Source organism: Gordonia sp. SID5947 (genome assembly GCF_009862785.1).
Lineage (GTDB): Bacteria > Actinomycetota > Actinomycetes > Mycobacteriales > Mycobacteriaceae > Gordonia.
In genome coordinates this window covers 4246167-4262005 of record NZ_WWHU01000001.1, presented here as the reverse complement: position 1 = coordinate 4262005, position 15839 = coordinate 4246167, and the positions used below count along the sequence as shown (strand labels likewise).

14 protein-coding genes and 1 pseudogene are annotated in these 15839 nt (G+C 68.4%); 6 read left to right on the top strand and 9 right to left on the bottom strand.

The genetic code is table 11. From position 1 onward, the window contains the following. Positions 1 to 8 precede the first annotated feature (8 nt). Together purT and GTV32_RS19480 are read right to left on the bottom strand one after the other, a co-directional pair. On the bottom strand, positions 9 to 1679 hold the full coding sequence (gene purT, locus GTV32_RS19485) for a formate-dependent phosphoribosylglycinamide formyltransferase (RefSeq protein WP_237421594.1): 1671 nt from the start codon (positions 1677 to 1679) through the stop codon (positions 9 to 11). A gap of 55 nt (positions 1680 to 1734) precedes the next feature. Beyond that, positions 1735 to 2085: a UBP-type zinc finger domain-containing protein gene (locus GTV32_RS19480; protein ID WP_161061708.1), complete on the bottom strand. Its 351-nt coding sequence runs from the start codon at positions 2083 to 2085 to the stop codon at positions 1735 to 1737. 62 nt (positions 2086 to 2147) lie between these two features. Between GTV32_RS19480 and GTV32_RS19475 the strand changes: the two genes are divergently transcribed. Continuing rightward, on the top strand, positions 2148 to 3743 hold the full coding sequence (locus GTV32_RS19475) for a Na+/H+ antiporter (protein ID WP_161061707.1): 1596 nt from the start codon (positions 2148 to 2150) through the stop codon (positions 3741 to 3743). Between the two features lie 14 nt (positions 3744 to 3757). Then, positions 3758 to 4177: a MarR family transcriptional regulator gene (locus GTV32_RS19470; protein ID WP_161061706.1), complete on the top strand. Its 420-nt coding sequence runs from the start codon at positions 3758 to 3760 to the stop codon at positions 4175 to 4177. A 10-nt stretch (positions 4178 to 4187) separates the two neighbouring features. On the opposite strand, the gene GTV32_RS19465 is transcribed toward GTV32_RS19470, so the two are convergent. Both GTV32_RS19465 and GTV32_RS19460 read right to left on the bottom strand, forming a co-directional pair. After that, on the bottom strand, positions 4188 to 5741 hold the full coding sequence (locus tag GTV32_RS19465) for an adenylate/guanylate cyclase domain-containing protein (RefSeq protein WP_161061705.1): 1554 nt from the start codon (positions 5739 to 5741) through the stop codon (positions 4188 to 4190). Between the two features lie 27 nt (positions 5742 to 5768). After that, the gene (locus GTV32_RS19460; RefSeq protein WP_161061704.1) at positions 5769 to 7055 is read right to left on the bottom strand and encodes an adenylosuccinate synthase; all 1287 of its coding nucleotides are present in this window, start codon (positions 7053 to 7055) and stop codon (positions 5769 to 5771) included. An 89-nt stretch (positions 7056 to 7144) separates the two neighbouring features. Here GTV32_RS19460 and GTV32_RS19455 point away from each other — a divergent pair, with 89 nt between their 5' ends. Further along, positions 7145 to 7780, top strand: coding sequence for a hypothetical protein (locus GTV32_RS19455; RefSeq protein ID WP_161061703.1), 636 nt, complete (start codon positions 7145 to 7147; stop codon positions 7778 to 7780). Next, a complete protein-coding gene (locus tag GTV32_RS19450) occupies positions 7777 to 8601 on the top strand; it encodes a site-2 protease family protein (protein WP_161061702.1) in 825 nt (274 codons plus the stop codon). The genes GTV32_RS19455 and GTV32_RS19450 overlap by 4 nt, the downstream gene beginning before the upstream one ends. Here the strand turns inward: GTV32_RS19450 and GTV32_RS19445 are convergent. Beyond that, entirely contained in the window at positions 8568 to 9143 is a 576-nt protein-coding gene (locus tag GTV32_RS19445) for a pyridoxamine 5'-phosphate oxidase family protein (RefSeq protein WP_343287394.1), read from the bottom strand. The two genes, GTV32_RS19450 and GTV32_RS19445, sit on opposite strands and share 34 nt — an antisense overlap. Positions 9144 to 9262: 119 nt before the next feature. Beyond that, entirely contained in the window at positions 9263 to 10441 is a 1179-nt protein-coding gene (locus GTV32_RS19440) for a DUF3089 domain-containing protein (protein WP_161061701.1), read from the bottom strand. A 155-nt stretch (positions 10442 to 10596) separates the two neighbouring features. On the opposite strand from GTV32_RS19440, the gene GTV32_RS19435 reads away from it, so the two are divergent. Next, positions 10597 to 11043 (top strand): MarR family winged helix-turn-helix transcriptional regulator, encoded by a 447-nt coding sequence (locus GTV32_RS19435; RefSeq protein ID WP_161061700.1) that lies wholly within the window; start codon positions 10597 to 10599, stop codon positions 11041 to 11043. Positions 11044 to 11066: 23 nt separating this feature from the next. On the opposite strand, the gene GTV32_RS19430 is transcribed toward GTV32_RS19435, so the two are convergent. From GTV32_RS19430 to GTV32_RS19420, 3 genes and pseudogenes are all read right to left on the bottom strand, one after another. Further along, on the bottom strand, positions 11067 to 11981 hold the full coding sequence (locus GTV32_RS19430; protein ID WP_161061699.1) for a cation diffusion facilitator family transporter: 915 nt from the start codon (positions 11979 to 11981) through the stop codon (positions 11067 to 11069). Positions 11982 to 12064: 83 nt separating this feature from the next. Further along, a pseudogene (locus GTV32_RS19425) lies at positions 12065 to 13167 on the bottom strand (FUSC family protein). Beyond that, a complete protein-coding gene (locus GTV32_RS19420; protein WP_161061698.1) occupies positions 13164 to 13601 on the bottom strand; it encodes a DUF3151 domain-containing protein in 438 nt (145 codons plus the stop codon). The pseudogene GTV32_RS19425 and the gene GTV32_RS19420 overlap by 4 nt, the downstream one beginning before the upstream one ends. A gap of 229 nt (positions 13602 to 13830) precedes the next feature. Between GTV32_RS19420 and GTV32_RS19415 the strand changes: the two genes are divergently transcribed. Beyond that, positions 13831 to 15519, top strand: coding sequence for a DUF4878 domain-containing protein (locus GTV32_RS19415; RefSeq protein WP_161061697.1), 1689 nt, complete (start codon positions 13831 to 13833; stop codon positions 15517 to 15519). Positions 15520 to 15839 lie beyond the last annotated feature (320 nt).

Genomic DNA, 15839 nt, shown 5'->3' with positions numbered 1-15839 from the left:
TCCGGGGGTCAGTCGACCGATGCGCGCGTCGGATTGCCCGACGGCCGGGGCGGCGGTGGCCCGGCGGGCCGGCCGGAGGCAGGCGGAACCGCTCGCGGTGGCGGGCCCGTCGGTCGGGCCGGAGCACCCCGGGGCGGCATCGGCCCGCGCGGCGGAACCGGTCCCTGACGCGGTCCGGGTGCGTGCGGACCGGGTGCTTGCGGACCGGGAGGCTGCGGGGTTCCCGGAGCGCCGCGTGGCGGCGCGGTGGGACGTGACGGCACCGGCGGAGGCGGCGCAGGCGCGGCCCGCGGCGGCGCAGGCGGGACGACCGGCTCGGCCATCGGGACCGGCGTCAACCGCTCGAAGGGGCGTCCCGACACCGGGGTCACCAGCGACGCGGCGTGGACGGCCCGTTGCCGCGCCGTCTCGACGTCGTCGGCGGTCGCGGTGACCACACCCATCCGGCGACGATGGAAGCTCTCCGGCTTGCCGAACAGCCGGATGTCGGTCTCCGGCACCGCGAGTGCCCGCGCGACGTTCTCGAATCCGATCGCGGGCTCGTCGAGCTGGCCGTAGATGACCGCCGACGCACCCGGCGAGGCCAGCGTGACGTCGACGGGCAGGCCCAGGATCGCCCGGGCATGCATCTCGAACTCCGACAACCGCTGGGTGGCCAGAGTCACCAGCCCGGTGTCGTGCGGACGCGGACTGACCTCGGAGAAGTAGACGTCGTCGCCTTTGACGAACAGTTCCACGCCGAAGACGCCGCGGCCCGCGAGCTTCCCGTCGCCGAGACCGGTCGCGATACGCGCCGCGATGGACGTCGCCGCCCCGAGCGCGTCGGTGGACATCTCGTGCGGCTGCCAGCTCTCCACGTAGTCGCCGTCCACCTGCTGATGGCCGATGGGAGCGCAGAAATGCGAGGCGAGACGGCCGGTGGCCGGGTCGATCGCGCGCACCGTCAGCAAGGTGATCTCGTAGTCGAACTCGATGAAGCCCTCGACGATGACGCGCTCACCCTGCACGCGGGCGCCGGTGGTCGCGGAGCTCCAGGCGGGTCCGATGTCGGCCGGGGCGCGAACCACGGTCTGGCCCTTGCCCGACGACGACATCACCGGTTTCACCACACACGGGAAGCCGATCTCCCCGACCGCGACCTCGAGCTCCTCGTGCGAGGACGCGAAGAGGTAGGGCGACGTCGGGAGTCCGAGTTCTTCGTCGGCGAGACGACGGATGCCTTCGCGATCCATGGTGGCGACCACGGCTCGCGCCGTCGGGATCACCTCGGCCAGCCCGCGCTTCTCCACCTCGACGAGAGCTGCGGTTCCGATCGCCTCGATCTCGGGCACCACGTAATGCGGCCGGTGGCGCTCGACGAGGGCCAGCAGAGCGTCGGCGTCGGTCATGTCGATGACCTCGGCGTGATGGGCCACCTGCTGCCCGGGCGCATCGGCGTACCGGTCCACGGCGATCACCTCGACGCCGAGTCGCGCGAACGCGATGATCACCTCTTTGCCCAGTTCACCGGCACCGAGCACCATGACCTTGGTGGCGGTGGGACTCAGCGGGGTGCCCAGCACGGCGGGCGGTCCGACCGCGGCCTGTCCCACGTGGTTCACCGGCCCGCCCTGCACCGGTGCGGCCTCCTCGTCGGCCTGCACCGACGCCTCGGACGCACCTTGGCTGTCTGACATCATGCCCAAATCCTACGTGCAGTTCAGCACAGGGCCGCGCGCCCCACTGCAGCCTCGCTCAACCCGTGACCTCGTGCACATAACACCACCGCCACACCTCGCCGGGCTCCGCCGAGCGCATCACCGGGTGGCCGCTCTCGTCGAAATGCGCGGTCGCGTGACGGCGCGGACTGGAATCGCAGCATCCGACATGGCCACACGTCAGACAGATACGCAGGTGCGCCCAATGATGTTCGCCGAGCGCGGTGCACTCCTCACAGGCCGCGTAGTCGCCGGCACGCGGCTCGGGGTCGGCGGTCGCGTCGATGCCGTAGGTCGCCAACTCCTCGCATCGCGATGCGGCGCCCGACGACCCGCCGCCACCGGTCGTGTCGGATCGATCGTCTGCACCTCGCCGAAAGATACGCATGAAGGTCATTATCCGGATCGGCGCGCCGCCCGCGATGGGTGAGGCCGGGATAAGTTCTTCGCGTGAGTGCATCGCTGTTGCTGGTGGCGGGCATCGCCGTGATCCTTGCCGCGCTGTGCCGGCGATACGGGTTGTCGGCGCCGCTGATCCTCGTCCTGGTCGGCCTGGGTATCGGGTGGATCCCGGGTACGCCCGAAGTGATGCTGGAACCCGAGTTCGTGCTGTTCCTGATCCTGCCGCCGCTGCTCTACTCGGCGGCGCAGGAGAGTTCCTACCAGGCCATCCGCGCCAACCGCCGGGCGATCGGCATGCTCGCCATCGGCCTGCCGCTGTTCTCCACCGTGATCGTCGGTCTCGTCGCCTACGCGACGGTGCCCCACCTACCGCTGGCCGCGGCGCTGGTGCTCGGCGCGGTGGTGGCGCCGCCGGACGCGGTGTCGGCGCAGGCGATCGGCCGGCGGGTCGGCCTCCCCCGCCGGATCATGACACTGCTCGGCGGGGAGAGCCTGCTGAACGACGCGACCGCCCTCACCGCGTTTCGGGTGGCACTGGCGGCCGCCGTCGGTGCGACCGCATCGGTCTGGGAAGGGTTGTCCACCTTCGCCGTCGCCGCGGTCGGCGGGCTCGTCATCGGGCTGGCCGTCGGATACGCGGTCTCGTGGCTGCGGCTCTGGCTCACCGATCCGCCGATGGAGACCGCGATCGGCCTCATGGTCCCGTTCGGCACCTACTACGTCGCCGAGGAGATCAACGCCTCCGGGGTGATCGCGGTGGTGGTCGCGGGTCTGTTCCTCGGTCAGCGGTCGGTGCGGCTGGGTTATGCCACGCGACTGCAGGACGACGCGGTCCGCAAGTCGATCGACGCGCTGCTGGAATCCTTCGTGTTCCTCCTCATCGGGCTGCAGCTGCCGTTCCTGATCAAGGGCCTCGCCGGTGAGTCATGGTTCCAGGTCGCCGTCGACGCCACGGTCGTGCTGATCGCCACCATCCTGGCGCGGTTCCTGTGGGTCTATCCGGCGACCTATCTGCCCAGGGTGCTGTCGTCGAAGATCCGTGCGCGCGAGGAACGTCCGGCCCCCCGGGCGGTGTTCATCGTCGGGTGGGCCGGGATGCGCGGCGTGGTGTCGCTGGCCGCCGCCTTCGCCATCCCGTTGACCACCGACGACGGCGGGCCGTTCCCCGCACGGGCCGAGATCCTGTTCCTCACCTTCGTCGTGGTGGTGGGCACGCTCCTCCTGCAGGGCACCACCCTCGGGTGGATGATCCGCCGTCTGGGGGTCGGCGCCGACGACGCCGCGAAGGACCGGCTGGCCTACGCGTCCGCGCAGGACCGTGCGTCCCGGGAGTCCGAACGCCGCCTCGACGAACTGGCCGCCGAACTCCCGGAGAACGACCCGCGCAGACACCAGGTCGGCATGTTGCGCAAATGGGTGACCACCCAGCGCAACGTCGGGTGGGAGGAACTCGGTCGGGGCCCGGAGGACATCGGCGAGAGCCCGACGGCAGCCGGCAACCGGATGCGCATGGAGCTGTTGCAGATTCAGCGGAAGGTGTTCATCGACGAGCGCGACAGCGGCCACATCGACGACGAGGTGTTGCGAACCGCCTTGCGCCGGTTGGATTTCGCGGAAGGCCAGATGGATCGCGAAGTCGATTAGCGTACCCTGCACCCATGTCCGAGCCACCGCCCTTCAGCCCCACCGTCATGCTGCTGACGGTGAGCCGGGTCTGGGAGGCCGAACTCACCGACGCGCTGAAACCGCTCGGGCTCACCACCCGCAAGTACGGCCTGCTGGGGCACATCCGCGGCACACCCGGCATCTCGTTCAGCGAACTGGCCCGCCGTTCCCGCATCACCGTGCAGAGTGCGCACACCGCGGTGACGGCACTGGCCGAGGCAGGTCTCGTCGACGACGGCACATCACACGCCGGGGCGGCATCGAGCCTGCGGGTCACCGCCGAGGGCGAGACGGTGCTGGCTCAGGTCTCGACGGCCGTGGCCCGCCTCGACGCCGACTTCGCCGCCCGACATCCCGAGCTGACCGAGGCGTTACGCGTCCAGATGCGCAACGCACTCGCCGACGGCACCTGACGGCATCGGTTCAGGCGTCGTCGCGTTCGGCGATCCGCGCGGCGTGGACCACCGTCTCCGCCGACCGACCGCGCAGCGTGGTGGTCTCCTGCCGCTCCCACCCGGCGGCCTCCGATCCGGCGGCGTCCACGGCATGTCCGGAGGCGAGCGGTCGCGTCGGGTCCCGCTTGGCCAGTTCCGAGAGCCGGGCACTCTCGTTCACCGCGTCGCCGATCACCGTGTACTCGAATCGTTCGATGGCACCGACGTTCCCGGCGACCACGCGGCCGTAGCTCACGCCTATCCCGGCGGCCAGGTCGGGCACGTCGCGGGCGAGACCCGCAGCGATGTCCCGGGCGGCGGCCAGGGCCGCACCTGCCGGATCGTCGAGGTCGATCGGCGCGCCGAAGATCGCCAGCACCGCATCGCCTTCGAACTTGTTCACCAGGCCTTGCCACTCCTCCACGGCGGCGACGATCACCGCGAAGAACCGGTTGAGGATCTCCACCACGTCGGTGGGGCTGTGCCGGGAAGCCAGTGTGGTGGAGCCGATCACGTCGACGAACACCACCGCGACGATTCGTTCGGACCCACCGAGCTCCGGATCACGTTGGAGCGCAGCGGCAGCCACGTCGCGGCCGACATGCCTGCCGAAGAGGTCGCGCACGCGTTCACGTTCACGCAGGCCGGCGACCATACTGTTGAAACCCACCTGCAGGTCACCGAGTTCGGTGCCGTCGTAGACCACCAGGTCCTCGTCGGAGACCTCACCTCGCTGCACCCGGTTCATCCCGTTCCGCACACTGCGGATGGGAGCGGTCACGCTCACGCTGATCAGCACGGTGAGCAACAGCCCGGTGGAGAGCGCGATGACCGCGAGGACGGTGACCCCGACGAACAGGTCGATCTTGGACGTGTCGTCGCGGAATGCGCCGAAGAACACCACCAGCAGGATGCCGATGATCGGGATCGCCGAACCGACGATCCAGGACACGATCGACCGTGACCGCACGCCGCTGCGTTTGCGGCGTCCGTAGCCGGCGGTGATGACCTCCGCGGCCACCGGTCGCAGTGCGAACTCGATGAGCAGGTAGGACACCGCCACCACGACGAACCCGCTGAGCCCGACGACGAAGAACATCTTCGGTATCAGGTCCGGATCGAGGACGCCGTAGATGATGGTGAACATGATGGTCGCCGCGCCCCAGAGCACGCCCTGGATCAGTACCAGCCGCCACGGGGCGCGTTGCGCGCGCCGCGCGTCTTTCGCGGTCGGCTGCTGATCGCGGATCGCCCAGCGCAGATCACGGACCACCACAACCGTGCCGAGCACCGTGCCGATCACAAAGGCGACCACCACGTACACCGGAACCACGATGAAGTTGACCCACCACAGCTTCGACTGGAAGATCGTCGGCTGCGGAATTCCCACCGCCGACAACGCGATCGCGAGCACCGCACCGATCAGGTTGGCGACGACGATGAAGACGGTCAGCAGCGTCTGGATGCGAATCCGCTGCTTGACACCGCCTTCCGACGCCGAGCCGAGCAGGATCGATCCGTAGTCCCGGCTGCCCCCCGCCATCGCCGCCCCCCTTTGTCGTCGGTGTTGCTACACGATGTCGCGACGCACGATCGTCTGCTCGCGGCCGGGTCCCACGCCGACACACGAGATATGCGCGCCGGCAAGCTCTTCCAAGCGCAGGATGTAGTTCTGGGCGTTGCGCGGCAGGTCCTCGAAGGTCTTGCACTCCGAGATGTCCTCCCACCAGCCGGGCATCTCCTCGTAGATCGGCTTCGCGTGGTGGAATCCGGTCTGCGTCATGGGCATCTCGTCGAGGCGCTCACCGTCGACCTCGTAGGCCACACAGATCGGCACCGTGTCCAGACTGGACAGGACGTCGAGCTTGGTGAGGAAGTAGTCGGTGATGCCGTTGACGCGCGTCGCGTACCGGGCGATGACGGCGTCGAACCAGCCACATCGGCGTGCACGGCCGGTGGTCACGCCGACCTCACCGCCGGTCTTGGCGAGGTAGTCGCCCCACTCGTCGAACAGTTCGGTCGGGAACGGTCCCGATCCCACGCGGGTGGTGTACGCCTTCAGGATGCCCAGCACGGTGGTGATCTTGTTGGGCCCGATGCCGGATCCCACCGCAGCGCCACCGGACGTCGGATTCGACGACGTGACATACGGATACGTGCCGTGATCGACGTCGAGCAGCGTGCCCTGCGAGCCCTCCAGCAACACCGTCTCACCCTGCTCGAGAGCCTGGTTGAGCAGCAAGCGGGTGTCGGCGATGCGGTGTTTGAATCCCTCGGCCTGCGTCAGCACCTCGTCGACCACCTGCGCCGGGTCGAGGGCGCGACGGTTGTAGATCTTCACCAGCACCTGGTTCTTCAGCTCCAGGGCGGCCTCGACCTTCTGCGCGAGGATCTTCTCGTCGAGCACGTCGGCGGCTCGCACCCCGACGCGGGCGATCTTGTCCTGGTAGCAGGGTCCGATGCCGCGCCCGGTGGTGCCGATCTTCTTGTTCCCCAGGAACCGCTCGGTGACCTTGTCGATCGCCACGTGGTACGGCATCAGCAGGTGCGCGTCGGCCGAGATGAGCAGTCCCGAGGTGTCGACGTCACGGTCCTCGAGGCCGCCGAGCTCGGTGAGCAGCACGCCCGGATCGACCACCACGCCGTTGCCGATGACGTTTTTCACCCCGGGCGTCAGGATGCCGGAGGGGATCAGATGGAGTGCGAAGGTCTCGCCGTTCGGGAGGACGACGGTGTGGCCGGCATTGTTGCCGCCCTGATAGCGGACCACCCACTGCAACTTTCCGCCGAGCAGGTCGGTTGCCTTACCTTTGCCCTCGTCACCCCATTGGGCGCCGATAAGCACGATCGCGGCCATGGCCGATGCTCCTTCGAGTTGGCGCGGAGAACAACAGGCCAACCTTACTTGGTCGTAGGCACGTCCAGCGCGGTGGATAGGCTATCCGGGTGCCGATTGTCCCGATCACCGAAGCGGAGACGACTGCGGAGAAGCGGGCGACCCGCGCCGCCGTCGCCGATGCCCTGAGCGATCCCGACGTCTCGCGGTTCGTGGTGGTCCCGCTCGACGGGGCCGGAGCCGACGCCTACCTCGCCCAGATCCTGGCGGCGCTGATGATCAGCGAACGGCTCGACGTGGAGGTCGCGTACGCGCCGGCGTCGGCGACCCGGGCCACCGCCATCTACGGCCTGCCCTACGGAGCGGCCGCGACCGCGCTGGCCGAGCGGGGCCGGGCTCAGGCGGTGCCCCTGATCCGCGACGACGCGGCGACCGTGCTGGTGGGCCGGGCCCGGCACCTCGGCGCCGACGACGCGAGACTGCACGGCGAGACCTACGTCGACGACGAGCGACTGTTCACCGGCGAGACGCGGGGCGTGGAGATCGAGCCGTTGCGCAGCGCACCGGGTCTCCGGGCACGGTTGGATCGCCCGCTGGTCAAGGGACGCTGGCATCTCGGACGGGCCGCGCAGACCGGCGGCACCAACATCGTCGTCGAGCGGGAGGGCATCGTCACGCCGCGGGTTGTGAAGCGGTCCACGTTCTACCGGCATCATGTGGACATGAACCTGGTGCTGCTTCCGTGACCACGACGACGCGCGAGATCGCCCGCGCCGTCCGGCCCGGGCCGGTGTTCCTCGGACTCGTGGCGGTGGCGATCGTCGGTGGGTGGATCGTCGCCGGATCCGAGCCCGGTCGCAACCTCGAGTCGGTCGGCGGAACCTTGCTGGTCGTCCTCGCCGGGTGGGTGATCTCGCTGTGTCTGCACGAGTTCGCGCATGCGGTCACCGCGTTCCGATTCGGCGACCGCAACGCCGAACTGCGCGGCTACCTCACGCTGAATCCATTGCGCTACACCCATCCCGGACTGTCATTGGCGCTACCCCTGCTGATCATCCTGATGGGCGGCATCGGATTTCCCGGTGGCGCCGTCTATGTGAACCAACACGGGTTCACCCGAGCCCAGCGGACGATCGTGTCACTCGCCGGCCCCGCCACCAACGCACTGCTCGGCGTCGCGCTCCTGATGGTGGTGCGGTTCGCCTCGCCGGAGACCTACAGCACCCAGGGTTACGGGTCATCGAACCTGCTCTACATCGTCGACGGGCTGAACTTGTGGGCCGCGTTGTCGATGCTGGCCTTCCTGCAGATCACCGCTGCCGTCCTGAACCTGCTGCCGGTCCCGGGCTTCGATGGATACGGCGCGATCGACCCCTACCTCTCGGATCAGACCCGTGCGTCGGTCGCCAAGATCGCCCCGTACGGATTCCTCATCGTCTTCGCGTTGCTGTTCATCCCGTTCCTCAACCGCGCGTTCTTCGACCTCGTCTACTGGCTGTTCGGCCTGTCGGGGGTGCCGAGCGCGCTGGCGTCCTACGGCTGGGATCTCTTCATCTTCTGGCGGTAGAGGCCCGCAACCGACTCCGGCAACTCGCCGTCGGTCTCGGTGACCGGCTCGTCGTAGGCGACCCGCATCGGGATGTGCCCGGTCCAGCCGGCCGTCTCCCCCGCCGATCCCGGTCCGCCCGACCGCGCCTTGGCCAACCACTGCCCGTCGATGATGGGCAGTGCCAGGATCACCGTGGCCGACAACTCCTTTCGCGTGTGGTCGCGGACCTCCGCACTGCGGCCGGGTAGCACCGCGTCGGAGATGACGTCGAGGGCACGTGCCGCATCGGCGGGGTCGACGCGCTCGAGCGTGCCGCGGACGACCACCGACCGGTAGTTCATCGAATGGTCGAACAGAGTGTCGGCGACGACGAGGCCGTCGACGACGAAGGCGGTGAAGGTCGCACGCGCACCCGCGGCCACCTGCCGCAGCGCGCCCGCCCCCGAGGATCCGTGGATCAGGAGCCGGTCGCCGTCGCGGGCCACGAGCATCGGCACCGACCAGGGGAACCCGTCGTCGGTGACGGTGGACAGCACACCGACGTGGGCTTCGTGAAGCACCTCGTCAGAAGCGCACGGTCACCGCCACGATCGGGTTTGCGGGTGAGGGCGAGAAGTTCGGACACCATGGCTGACAGCATCACCGCTCGGTCGGGAACGCGCCACCGGGTTTCGCGGCGTCAGTGCCGCGCCGACCAGTTCGCCGCCTGTTGAGCGGCGATCGAGACGAGCCGGTCATAACCCAGGTTGATGTCGACCAGATGACCGTTGAACAGCGGCGGCTCGTTGACCAACTGGCCACCCCGGTCGATCACACCGAATTGATACAGCCGGTGTCCGTTCGCATTCACGCAGCGCCCCGCCGTCCGCTCCCGGCTCGTCGTCCAGGTCGATCGCGATCGGGGCAGGCCTTGCGGGAACGCTGTGTAGTCCAACAGGACCGAGATGAAACCGAACGCGTAGGGTTTCGACGGCACGGTGATCCCGACCGGCGATCGGTCACCGCTCAGGATCGCCGGATCGGTGCAGGCGACTTCGTCACGTGGCCCGTGTGGGAGTCCCCAACCGATGCTCAGGGCATCGAGATCAGAGTTTCCGAAGAGACTGAGGCCGGCCGGCGGCCGCGTCATCGTCGTCGAGTACGCGACCACACAACCACTCTGTCCCCGTCGGCTGCACGTCGGGATGGTTCGGAAGTCGGCGCCGGTCGTCTGCCCCTTGGTGGTCGTGACGTTGCCGCCCATCAGAAAGGCCCCCACCAGCAGCTTGCGTACCGACGGGTCGTTGTCGATGTTCTCGCGCATGAGCTTGCGCAACATGAGACTTCCTTGCGAGTGGCCGATCAGGATGACGCCACGACCGTGGTTGTCGTGGGCCAGGTAGTCGCGCCAGGCTCCCAGCACGTCGCGATATGCCAGGTCGGCGAGGTGCGCCCCGGCCATCTGCCCGACCACCGAGACCAGCGGAATCTGACGGTACACCGGCGCGAACACCCGGCACTGGCTGCGAAAGCGAGCCGCCTGGAATTCGGCGATCGATCGAACCTCGGGCGTGGCATCCTTCCGGGCGTTGAGAGACACCTCGTTGCTCACCGTCGGATAGACGTAGAAGCAGTCGACGGGCTTTCGACTCTCGGCAGGAACAGACGGAGTGACTGTGCGCCCGGTGCGGAGGTCCGTGGTGTCGAGGGGGAGATCGCACGGGTCGTCACTCATCGACGGCGAACACAACCAGCGTGTCTGCGAGGCCGGATCGGGCGCACCGTGCGCCCCTGATGGCACCAAGGCGCACAGACCGGCGATGACCAGCGTCACCAGCACCGATACCGATCCACGTAACCACCAGCGACACCCGGTCATCCATCCACCCCTCGCGATCATGTGACCTGGCACCGACGACGGGTCACGTGTGACGCGAACGATAGCTGATCATTCGTCATGGAAACAATTTGTTTTGCAAATTATTCTTGGTCGGTAAGATCTGTCGGACGATCTGGTGGCGACGATGGAGGGTGATGACGGATCAACTGGTGCCCGAGCCGATCTCCCGGCACGACAGCTGCGTCTTCCTGCGCGTGGGCCAGGAGATCTTCCGGATCACCGAACGCCGCCTCGCCCACCTCGGCATCAGGACGCGACACTTCACCGTTCTCGCCGTCCTCGATCATGGCGGTTCGCAATCGCAGCAGGCGCTGTCGGCGGCGACCCGGATAGATACCAGCACGATGGTGGCCGCGATCGATGAACTGAGCACCCTGAAACTGGTGACGCGGGCGAAGGACCAGACCGACCGCCGGCGGTCGGTCATCGCCATCACCGAGGCCGGTGCCGCCACTCTCGCGCGGGCGAACGAGGTGATGGGCACCGTCGGCGACGACGTCTTCGCCGACATCTCCCCGGCCGATCGAGCACAGCTGACGACGATCCTGGCGACCCTGAACGCCGGATTATTCGACGTCTGATCACTCCGGCCGACCGACCACCCTCACCACCGCAGTTCGTCGTGGCAGCGTTCCCGCACATCGTGCGGATCGACCTGGACAGTGGCGTGTTCGAGACCGTGCCGGGTGAGCACCGCCTGCGCCGCTGTCAGCACCTCGCGGTTAGATTCATTGCTGCCCAGGTGGACCGTGGCGACGTCCATACCCGTGGTGAGCGTCCACACGTGCAGGTCGTGCACGTCGTCGACGGCGGGGATCGCAGCGAGTTCCCGGCGCAGTTCGTCGACGTCGATGTGCACGGGCGCCTGCTGGTTCAGGATGCGCATGGCGTCGAGAGCCAGCCGGACCGCCCGCGGCACCACCCACAGCGCGATGAGGACGGCGACCACCACGTCGGCATAGCCCCACCCGGTGGTGAGTGCGACGACACCGGCGATCAGCACGCCCACACTGCCGACGGCGTCGGCGAGAACCTCGAGGTAGGCGCCACGGACCGCGATGGATGTGGTTGCGTCGGCCCGCAGCAGGAACATGACCGCGAGATTCACCCCGAGCCCGATCAGTGCGACGACGATCAGCGTCAGCCCGGGCACCTGCGGATCTGTGCCGATACGGCGGACCGCCTCGTACAGGACGAACGCCGCGACCCCGATCAGCAGAACCGCGTTCGCGACCGCGGTGAACACCTCGGCGCGATGCCACCCGAAACTCCGGTCGTCGGTGGTGGACCCGTGCTTGGCCAGCAGCAGCGCGACCAGACCCATGATCAGCGCGACGACATCGGTCAGCATGTGCCCGGCGTCGGCGATCAGGGCCAGCGAGTCGACCAGCAGGCCCACCACGAGCTCGACGACGAAATACCCACCGATGATCGCGACGGCCGCAGCCATCGGCCAGATCCGGCGATTCGACACGGATCCGGTCGTCTCGACGTGCGCGTGTGAGTGTGAGTGCCCCATGGTGAGGTCAATATATGCGCGTTTTCGCATATATGACAAGAGGCAACCCTAAGTTGGGCTGGTCTGCCGTGGCCGGGAAGCACTCAGCGCAGGGTGGCCATCGCCGACGATCGACGCAGTCCGGCGATCATGAGCATGTCGATCAGCAGAGACCGCAACTCGGCCATCACCGCCGTCTCCGACAGCGTGCTGTCGGAGACCAGCTCGGCTCGCGCCTTGCGCGCCACTGTGCGGAGCACCGTCGCGGCGTCGGCCTGGTCGGGCTCCTCCCCCGGTTTGGCGATCATCATCGCCCGCAACACCTCGAAAGCCTCCCCGACGTCGGCGATGATGTCGACGATCTCGGGTCGTAGCTGCTCGCCACGCTGGGTCATACCGAGCGCCCGTCGCGCGATGATCCGAAAGTTGCGGACCGCGTTGTCGATGGGATCCGCGGTCGCCGATATGCGCGCGACACGCTCCCGTGCGTTCCAGTACAGCGGCGAGAGCGTGCTCACCTCGCGGCCGCCCCGCATGTCGGCGCGCATCTCGTTGATCGCGTCCTGCGTCCCACGCGCCGACACGAGCGCGGTCGTGACGGTCTCGACCTCCATCTCACGCAGGCCGGTGACCAGCGTGCGCGCCGAGTCGCGCATGGTCGCGAGCAGCCCGGCCGCGTCGCGGCGGGCCCGATGGGCCGGATTGACCGGGAACAGCGCCACGATGATCATCCCGACGACCCCGCCGATCAGCGCGTCGATCGCACGGTGGAATCCGCCGATCCCCCGGGCGGTAGCAGCGTCGCCACCAGCACTCCCGACGACGCGGCCTGCATCGGGACCAGCGGGCCGTTGTCGAGGAACACGGCCACCGACATCGCCAGCGCGACGACCACCATGATCTGCCACGTCCCCGACCCGATCTGGGACACGAGGACGTCGCCTACGAGGATTCCCAAGGTGACGCCCGCGACCAGTTCGACAGACCGGCGCCACCGTTTACCCAGCGAGAGACCGAGCGAGACGACTGCCGCGATCGGCGCGAAGAACGGTTGCGGATGGTCGAAGACGTTCACCGCGATCCACCAGGCGGCGCCGGCGGCGAGGGAACACTGCGCGATGGGGACCAACGACAACCCGAGTCGCCGAACCCGCTGCCGCACCGGCGGCGGTAATCCGTTCAGCCGTCGGCGCAGCCAGTCGGTCAAGCCAGTCCGAGCTGCTGCACTGCCGTGGGGTCACTGTCGTTGAGGAGATCGAGACAACGCAGGTATTCGTCTTCTTCACCGACCGACTTCGCGGCGCGGGCGAGTGCGCCCACACACCGTAAGAAGCCCTGATTGGGTTCGTGGCTCCACGGCACCGGGCCGAAGCCCTTCCAGCCGTGCCTGCGCAGCTGATCCAGACCCCGGTGGTAGCCGGTTCGTGCATATGCGTAGGCCTCGATCACCTTGGGCGTACCGGCGCCGGCTTCCGCGGCTGCCAGAGCCGCATCGGCGAGATATGCCCATGCGATCGAAGCAGTCGGGTGAGCGGCCGCGGTGTCGGCCGGGTCTGCTCCGTTGAGCAGGTCGGATTCGGCCTCGTCGTCGCCTGTGAGCAGGACCGGCTGCGGTCCGAGCAGATCTCCGAAGGAAGTCACGACTCCATTGAATCACCCCGGAACCACCCTGGCGTCCTTGCCGCGTCCGGCGGCGCCGGCCCCAGGGGCGCGGGGCCCGAGGACGTGACAGCCCACCGAGTACTCCGCGCTGGTGGGATTCGCTAGGGTGAATGGCGCGATCGGCCACAACGCAACCGACTCGGCGGGAGACGGCGGGGACTCGGGGCGGCGACCACATCGATTCGGAGAAGGCGGGGTGTAGACCACGATGCCTCCATCACGGGACGACAAGGATTCATTGCTCGGCCGCGCCCGCTCCGCGTGGCGCAATCGCGGTAGAGACCACGCGGCACAGACCGGCCGCCGCGGCCCGGATGACTCCTGGGTCGCCAGTACGAAGGACGACGACGCAGCGGTGACGGACGCGACCAACAACGAGGGTGTGACGGACACGTCGGCAGACGACCCGTCGGGACAGGACTCGTCGGCAGACGACTCTTCGGTGCAGACCGGAGCGGTCGACGAGTCGACGTCCGAGGACTCCGCAGGCGACGAGACGACGAGCACGGCCGGCGAGTCCGAGTCCACCGATGACGAGCCGACCGACGACGAGCCCACCGACGACACCGGTGCGAGCGACGCAGCCGACTCCGCCCCGGAGGAGAAGAAGGACGAACCGGACGCGGACGTCCCGTCAGCCCAGGACGCGCAGCCCGACGATTCCGTGGACGATGCGGACGCGACGACCACCGACGATTCCGACGCCGAGGTGGCGCCCGGGTCCGAGGTCACTCCCGATGCCGAGCCCGAGCCCGAGCCCGAGCCCGAGCCCGAGCCCGAGCCGAGCGTGTCCGACGACGACTCGGACGCGGCTCCGACCACCGAGGACAGCACAGCACCCCCGGCGGCGGCGCGACCGAAGCCCAAGGGCGGCCGCGGGATCGACTCGGCCACCAAGGTGATCCGCCGTGAGGACCTGCCCGACATCACCGGGCTCGAGGACCTCGAGAACATCGACGCCGTGGCCGATCCCGCCGCCGGCGACGAGACCGACAGCGAGGACGCCAACAGCGACGAGACCGAGGCGGAGACGCCGAAGAAGAAGCGGTCCGGTATCGGTCCGAGCGACTCGGCGACGACGGTGATCCAGCGCGGCGATCTCCCCGACTCCACGGATCTCGACGACCTCGACGAGATCGACGCGCTCGGCGGCACCGACGCAGACGGCGCCGACGACGCGGACTCGGGCGAAGACACAGACACCGACACCGATTCAGGCACAGACGGTTCCACCACGGCGCTCCCCGCCGACGCCGACACGGCGACCGACGCCGGTGCGACGCCTGCCGATTCCGACGATTCGAAGACCCACCCGGTCACCAAGCCGGCGGTCGCAGCGGCGGCCGCGGGCGCTGCGGGTGCCACCACGTCGGCCGCGCAGGGATGGTCCACCACCGCCCACAAGCCGACTGTCTACCCGGGCAAGGACCAGGCGCCGAAGTCGACGTCCACCACCGAGAACTCGGGCCGCCGCCGCTGGCCGCTGCTCATCGGTGCCGCCGTGATCATCGTGATCGCCGTGGTCGGCGGCGTGTTCGCGTACATGAACATGCGGCCGCCCGCTCCGGCCGACGAGGCCGCCGACGTCGCGAAGGATTTCTCCACCGCCCTGTACGAGGGGGATCTGAGCACGCTGCGGTCGACCACCTGCGGGGAACGCCACGAGTTCTACACGACGATCAGCGATTCCGATTTCCAGAAGATCTATGACGGTCAGAAGAACCGGAACGAACTCGTCCAGGTCAGTGACGTCAAAGCTGTCAAGGTCACCGGCGACGGTGATCAGGCCGTGGTCGAGGTCTCGGCGCTGCACAGCAGCAAACCGGACGCACCGCAGACCGTGACCATCAACTTGCAGAAGTCCGGCGACGATTGGAAGGTGTGCACGCCTCAGTGACCGGCAACGGACCGACCACCCGACTGCCAACCTGGGTTCAGCACAACGCCCCGCCCCCTCGGAGTCCGCGCCCCCGAATCCGCACGACGCCCCGCCGCAGGCATATTTCGAGCCCGCCACGCGTCCACTGCGCATCGAGCGGCGGACCACCCGGACCACACCTGCGCCACGTCCGCCCCGCCGTCGGACCGATCCCGCGGTCATCGTCGCCGCGATCGTCATGATCGCGCTCGCCGCCGGGGTCGTCGTCGGTCTCGCCACCCTCTGAACCCGACCACCCCTCACACAACCCCCTGACGCAACCGCGACGGTTCCCGTCA

Bases quoted from the DNA above. Each gene is read 5' to 3' on its own strand.
- GTV32_RS19435 (WP_161061700.1), top strand. From the start codon at position 10,597: ATGACGGATCAACTGGTGCCCGAGCCGATCTCCCGGCACGACAGCTGC.
- purT (WP_237421594.1), bottom strand. From the start codon at position 1,679: ATGATGTCAGACAGCCAAGGTGCGTCCGAGGCGTCGGTGCAGGCCGAC.
- GTV32_RS19470 (WP_161061706.1), top strand. From the start codon at position 3,758: ATGTCCGAGCCACCGCCCTTCAGCCCCACCGTCATGCTGCTGACGGTG.
- GTV32_RS19415 (WP_161061697.1), top strand. From the start codon at position 13,831: ATGCCTCCATCACGGGACGACAAGGATTCATTGCTCGGCCGCGCCCGC.
- GTV32_RS19465 (WP_161061705.1), bottom strand. From the start codon at position 5,741: ATGGCGGGGGGCAGCCGGGACTACGGATCGATCCTGCTCGGCTCGGCG.
- GTV32_RS19480 (WP_161061708.1), bottom strand. From the start codon at position 2,085: ATGCGTATCTTTCGGCGAGGTGCAGACGATCGATCCGACACGACCGGT.
- GTV32_RS19430 (WP_161061699.1), bottom strand. From the start codon at position 11,981: ATGGGGCACTCACACTCACACGCGCACGTCGAGACGACCGGATCCGTG.
- GTV32_RS19440 (WP_161061701.1), bottom strand. From the start codon at position 10,441: ATGACCGGGTGTCGCTGGTGGTTACGTGGATCGGTATCGGTGCTGGTG.
- GTV32_RS19460 (WP_161061704.1), bottom strand. From the start codon at position 7,055: ATGGCCGCGATCGTGCTTATCGGCGCCCAATGGGGTGACGAGGGCAAA.